The organism is uncultured Christiangramia sp. (assembly GCF_913046405.1).
Lineage (GTDB): Bacteria > Bacteroidota > Bacteroidia > Flavobacteriales > Flavobacteriaceae > Christiangramia > Christiangramia marina.
Map to the genome: position 1 here is coordinate 1 of NZ_CAJWRQ010000134.1, position 6,026 is coordinate 6,026.

At 39.6% G+C, this 6,026-nt stretch carries 4 protein-coding genes; all 4 read left to right on the plus strand.

Annotated elements, in window-relative coordinates:
• Positions 1-62 precede the first annotated feature (62 nt).
• A complete protein-coding gene (locus QZ620_RS13120; protein WP_295182469.1) occupies positions 63-1,526 on the plus strand; it encodes a magnesium chelatase in 1,464 nt (487 codons plus the stop codon).
• 320 nt (positions 1,527-1,846) lie between these two features.
• Positions 1,847-4,294, plus strand: a complete 2,448-nt coding sequence (thrA, locus tag QZ620_RS13125) for a bifunctional aspartate kinase/homoserine dehydrogenase I (protein WP_295182462.1) — start codon at positions 1,847-1,849, stop codon at positions 4,292-4,294.
• 2 nt (positions 4,295-4,296) lie between these two features.
• Positions 4,297-5,217: a homoserine kinase gene (locus QZ620_RS13130; protein ID WP_295182465.1), complete on the plus strand. Its 921-nt coding sequence runs from the start codon at positions 4,297-4,299 to the stop codon at positions 5,215-5,217.
• The coding region (gene thrC / locus QZ620_RS13135; RefSeq protein WP_295182467.1) for a threonine synthase at positions 5,214-6,026 on the plus strand (813 nt) is incomplete at its 3' end. The genes QZ620_RS13130 and thrC, both read left to right, overlap by 4 nt.

The window sequence follows — 6,026 nt, forward strand, 5'->3', positions numbered from 1 at the left end:
TGAGGGCCTATATGGATAAATACAAAGGAAAAACCATAGGATTAATTGGAACCAATAAAGCTATGAATACGAAAAACATCAAGACGCTTGGAGCATTAAAATCTTCAGGCTACCAGACTAAAAGTATTAAAGATGAACTTAGAGATAACTTAAAAGTTAAAATTAAAGAAGGCAAAAAAGCTTTTGAAGGCATACACGGGTATGATTACACGGTGATACCGGAGCTTGAACGGGCCATTTTATCGAAACATAATATTAATTTACTAGGATTACGCGGACAGGCAAAAACAAGACTTGCCAGGCTTATGGTGAATTTACTGGACGAATGGATTCCGGTAGTTGAAGGTTCAGAAATCAACGATGATCCTTTAAATCCAATTAGCCGTTATGCTCAAGAAAAGATTGATAAAGAAGGTGATGAAACTCCTATAGAATGGATGCATCGAGAGGATCGATTCTTCGAGAAGCTGGCGACTCCAGATGTTACCGTAGCAGATCTTATTGGTGACGTAGATCCAATCAAAGCTGCAAATTTGAGACTGAGTTATGCTGACGACCGCGTGATTCACTACGGAATGATACCACGGGCGAACAGAAGTATTTTTGTCATCAATGAGCTACCAGATCTACAGGCCAGAATTCAGGTTGCTTTATTTAATATTCTTCAGGAAGGAGATATCCAGATTAGAGGGTTCAAATTGCGCTTACCATTAGATATGCAATTTGTGTTTACTGCCAATCCGGAAGATTATACCAACAGAGGAAGTATTGTAACTCCGCTGAAGGATAGGATAGGATCTCAAATTCTAACCCACTATCCACAGAATATTGATATCGCCAAAACCATTACGGCACAGGAAGCAAAAAAAGATGGTAGGCAGGAAGATACGATCAAAGTACCCGAACTTGCGAAAGATCTTTTAGAACAAATTAGTTTCGAAGCCAGGGACAGTGAATATATAGATCATAAAAGTGGTGTTAGTGCAAGGATGAGTATTACCGCTTTCGAAAATTTATTAAGTACTGCCGAGAGACGCATCCTTAAAACCGGAAGTGAAGAAACAACCCTGCGATTTGGTGATTTTCTTGGGGTAATTCCTGCAATTACGGGGAAAGTTGAACTCGTTTATGAAGGAGAGCAGGAAGGTGCAGCTTTTGTAGCCATGGAGCTTATTGGTGCTGCGGTAAAAACCTTGTTCCCGGAGTACTTTCCGAAGATTGAAAAACTTCAGAAGCCAGACGCAACTACACCTTATGATGATCTGGTAGAATGGTTTTTTGAAAGTTCAGGTTTTGAACTGCCAGATGATCTAAGTGATTCAGAATATAAAGAACAGCTAGATTCTATTGAACCTCTAAATGAACTCATTCAGAAATATCAACCGAATATTGAAACATCAGATAAGTATTTTATGAAAGAGTTCTTATTATGGGCTTTGGTTGAACATAAAAAGTTAAGTAAACAGCGTTTTTCTAAAGGTCTTAAGTTTAAGGATCTCTACGGAAGTTACATTAGCGGATTATAATCTGTATTTTTAAATAATTAATAATCAGCCTGATAATTTGAATTATCAGGCTTTTTTCTGTCCTATTTTGAGAATTCCATAAATCTTCAATTCATTAAGGTTTAAAATTTTGTTATGTAGAATTATTAAATACCTTTAAAATAAATAAGACCAGAATCGTGAATTTTACAACTTCATTTATTAACATGATCCAGGAAGAAATCTATTCTTCTGCAGTGACTATGTTTATCACGATTACAGGTATTACCCCTTGTGGGGTCCTAGCTATATAATACTCGTCCATACCTAATTTTATTTTAATCATTTAAATAATTTCAGCCATGCAAATCCTGAAATTTGGGGGGTCATCTGTATCCTCTCCAGAGAGAATCAAGTCTTTATCCAAGTTAGTTCAACAGTTTAGTAAGAATGAAAAAGTCGTTGTTGTTTTTTCAGCATTTGGAGGTGTAACGAATGACCTTCTAAGTGTAGCTACACTTGCCCGGGACCGTGATGACTCTTATAAAGAACTTCTAACGACTATAGAAAAAAGACATTTGAAGGCGGTTCGGGAATTATTACCTGTCGACCAGCAGAGTGCTGTTTTGAGTAAGGTAAAATCATTCATGAATCATTTGGAAACGCTTTGCGAAGGGGTTTTTCTTTTAAGTGAACTCTCAGATAAAACGACTCATGTGATCTCCGGTTTCGGAGAAATGCTTAGTACCGAGATCATTTCGGCTTATCTTAAGTTGAGCGAAAAGGATACTTTACTGGTAGATGCTCGAGAGCTTATAGTGTGTCGTAACTTTAAGGAAAAAGTGCAGGTAAGCTACGAGCCGTCGAACACTAAGATTCGTCAATATTTCAATAACCATGATGCTCAGATCTATATAGTTCCTGGTTTTATCTCGAAAAATTCTGAAGGCGTTCCCAGCACTTTAGGAAGAGGTGGATCAGATTTTACTGCGGCGATCCTTGGTGCAGCTCTCAATCTTAAAAAGGTTTATATCTATACTGATGTGAACGGAATGTATACTGCAAATCCAAACTTGGTGTCACAGGCTTATCCACTTAAACATATTTCCTACGAAGAGGCGATGGAGCTTTCTCATTTTGGTGCCAAAGTGCTTTATCCTCCAACTTTACAACCGCTTATCAATCAGAATATTGAAATCCATATAAAATCTACTTTTGATCCTGATAGTCATGGAACTGTAATTTCCCGGTCGAGTAAAAAGAACTTTAGATGGGTAACCGGTATCACCCATATCGATGCGATCAGTCTGCTGAACGTGGAGGGTAGCGGCATGGTTGGTATCCCGGGATTTTCTAAGAGACTGTTTGAAGCGCTCTATTTATCAGGGATCAACGTTGTGCTTATCACTCAGGCTTCTTCGGAACATAGTATTTGTATCGCGGTGAGGGATGATGAAGCTCTGGAAGCAAGAAATGTGTTGAATGATGCATTTGAAGCTGAAGTTTCTTCCGGTAAGATCAAAGCCGTAAAAATTGAAGATGATGTAGCGATAATTGCTCTAGTAGGTGATCGTATGAAAAGTCATCATGGTCTTAGTGGTAAAATGTTCAGTGCTTTAGGACATAATAATATCAACATCAGGGCAATTGCTCAGGGTGCTTCAGAAAGGAACATTTCAGCTGTCATCGCGAAGAAGGATGTAACCAAAGCTCTAAATCTATTACATGAAGAGTTCTTTGAGGTGCCTTCAAAAGAGTTGAATCTATTCATTACCGGCGTAGGAAATGTGGGTGGCAAACTTTTACAGCAACTTCACAAGCAGGAAGCATATCTACTTCAGAAGTTAAGACTGAAAGTTCGGGTGCTGGGAATCTCGAATTCTCGAAAGATGCTTTTTTCTGAAAACGGTATCGACCTGAACTCCTGGCAGGAAGATCTAGCTAAAGCTGATGAGTGCGCACCAGAAGCTTTTTTCGAAACCATTAAGAAATTGAATTTACGCAACAGTATTTTTGTGGATAATACAGCAAGTGAAGTGATTGCGGGATGGTACAAGCACTATTTGAGAAACTCTATTTCGGTAGTAACCTGTAATAAGATTGCCTGCGCAGATTCTTTTGAAAACTATCAGGAATTGCAGGATCTTGCCAGGGAATATGGAGCTTCCTTTCTTTATGAAACTAATGTTGGTGCAGGATTGCCAATTATAGATACGCTACAAAATCTTATGGCTTCTGGAGATCAAATCTTGAAAATTCAGGCGGTACTCTCCGGGAGTTTGAATTTTGTCTTTAATAATTATAAAGCTGAAGCGCCTTTTCATAGTATTGTACGTAAGGCGATGGAAGAAGGATTTACCGAGCCGGATCCAAGAATTGATCTTAGCGGAGTAGATGTAGCGCGTAAAATTTTAATTCTTGCAAGAGAATCGGGACTTCAGCTTGAACTGGAGGATATTGAAAAAGATAGTTTCTTATCTGAAGCTAGCTTGAACGCAGCAGATAATGCAGAATTTTTTGAGATCATTGAGAAAGATGAAGCAAGCTTTCAGAAAATGTATCGTGAAGCAGAAGCTGAAGGTGCCGAACTTAAATATGTAGCTCAATTACAGAATGGAAAGGCTAAAGTAGGGTTGCAAAAGGTTCATGCGCAACATCCTTTTGCCAATTTGAGTGGGAGTGATAACATTGTACTCTTCTTTACTGAGCGTTATCCTGAGCAGCCATTAATTGTAAAAGGAGCTGGTGCGGGAGCAGATGTAACTGCCTCGGGAATTTTTGCAGATGTGATAAGAATCGGTAAACGATAGTTATGGAAGAAATTAAAATATTTGCTCCGGCTACGGTCGCTAATTTATCCTGTGGTTTTGATGTACTTGGATGTTGTTTGCAGAACGTAGGTGACGAGATGCTGTTAAAAAAGAATGATCTAAACCAACTTCGTATTACTAAAATTACTGGCGCAGATCTTCCAATGGAAATTAATAAGAACGTTGCCGGGGTTGCTATTCTCGCTTTTCTGGATAGACTCGGTTCGAAGCAGGGTTTTGATATCGAAATCCATAAAAAGATTCGATCTGGAAGCGGGATCGGGAGTAGCGCAGCAAGTTCTGCCGGAGCGGTTTATGCAGTTAACAAACTTCTGGATGATCCATTTACTAACAATGAGTTGATCGAGTTTGCGATGCAGGGTGAATTACTTGCTAGTGGAAATGCTCATGCAGATAATGTTGCTCCAGCTTTACTGGGTGGTTTTAGTCTTGTTAGAAGTTACGCACCATTGGAAATACTTGCCCTACCGGCACCATCCGAAATAAGAATGGTCGTTCTTCATCCAATGATCGAAATTAAAACGCGCGATTCCCGGGCGATCATAAAACAGAATGTTACGCTGGCATCAGCCATTGCACAATGGGGAAATCTGGGAGCTTTTGTCAGTGCGCTTTATACCAATGATTATAAGCTTATGGGTAGAAGTCTTCACGACGCCATTGTAGAACCTGTTAGATCCATTTTGATCCCGTACTTTGATGAATTAAAAAAACTTGCTTTAGACAACGGAGCCCTCGGCTTTGGGATTTCAGGTTCAGGACCTTCAGTTTTCGCTATGTGTCAAGGTGATAGTGCTGCAGAAGAGGTAAAGTCAGCTTATCTCAATTTTCTTCAGGATAAGGAAATGGGATTCGAACTACATGTTTCAGAAATTAATAAAACAGGAATCAGAATATTATGAAGTACTATAGTCTTAACAATAAAGAACATCATAGCAATTTTGAGAATGCGGTGGTTCGCGGACTTGCACCCGACAAAGGGCTTTATTTCCCAGAGAGGATTCCACGGTTATCTACCGAATTCATAAGCAACCTGATGAAACTGGATCCCGCAGAAATTGGAAAGCATGTAATTTCGCCATTCGTTGGCAATGAAATTCCTGAGACTGAGCTCCAAAAAATATTGGAAGAAACGCTTTCGTTCGATTTTCCGGTTAAGGCAATTGAGCCAGATGTTTCAGTGCTGGAATTATTCCATGGTCCAACCCTGGCCTTCAAAGATGTAGGAGCACGCTTTATGGCGGGTAGTCTTGGCTATTTTATTCAGAAGGGAAATTTAGGAAAAGTCACCGTACTGGTTGCAACTTCAGGAGATACCGGTGGCGCTGTGGCTAATGGTTTTCTGGGTGTTGATGGGATTGATGTGGTCATTCTATATCCAAAAGGGAAGGTGAGTGATATTCAGGAGAAACAGTTAACCACTCTGGGACAAAACATTCAGGCGATCGAAGTTGATGGAACATTCGATGATTGCCAGGGAATGGTAAAAAAGGGATTTCTGGATAATGAAATTACAAATCGCCGGCAACTTACCTCTGCGAACTCGATCAATCTGGCTCGATGGTTGCCTCAAATGTTCTACTACTTCCTTGCTTACAGACAGTTAGAAACAAACAATAAGATAGCCTTTTCCGTACCAAGTGGGAATTTCGGGAATATCTGCGCAGGACTACTGGCAAAAAAGATGGGGTTACCTATAGATACATTTGTC